The 462-nt window shown below is 60.0% G+C and carries 1 protein-coding gene; it reads right to left on the bottom strand.

Going from position 1 to position 462, the window contains the following annotated elements:
• Positions 1-108: 108 nt before the first annotated feature.
• Positions 109-462, bottom strand: a 354-nt coding sequence (locus EOA29_RS39955; RefSeq protein WP_145970183.1) for a response regulator transcription factor, incomplete at its 5' end; no start/stop codon positions are given.

Raw genomic sequence — 462 nt, 5'->3', positions numbered from 1 at the left:
GAGTCCGATTTTTGGCCGATGCGCTTCGGAGCCGATCCACCCACCCTCCAGCACCAGGATCGCTTCCGAAGCGGTCCCGCCCTGACCGCTCATCGGATCATGAAAAGTTTAAGGAACCAGCTTGTAGCCGCCGCTTTCTGTCACAAGAATTTCGGCATTGGAAGGATCGCGCTCGATCTTCTGGCGCAGCCGGTAGACATGGGTTTCCAGCGTGTGCGTGGTGACGCCTGAATTGTAGCCCCAGACTTCTTCCAGAAGCACGTCGCGCGTCACCACCTTCTGTTCGGCGCGATAGAGGTACTTGATGATCGAAGCCTCCTTTTCGGTCAGCCGCACCTTGGCGCCGCGCTGGTCGATCAGCAGCTTCTGGCTTGGCTTGAAGGTATAGGGGCCGACCGAGAAGGTGGCGTCCTCGCTCTGCTCATGCTGGCGCAGTTGCGCGCGGATGCGGGCAAGCAGCAC

This window comes from Mesorhizobium sp. M1E.F.Ca.ET.063.01.1.1 (assembly GCF_003998155.1).
Taxonomy (GTDB): domain Bacteria; phylum Pseudomonadota; class Alphaproteobacteria; order Rhizobiales; family Rhizobiaceae; genus Mesorhizobium.
The sequence above is the reverse complement of the archived record's forward strand: the minus strand, read 5'-3'. Positions and strand labels throughout refer to the sequence as shown.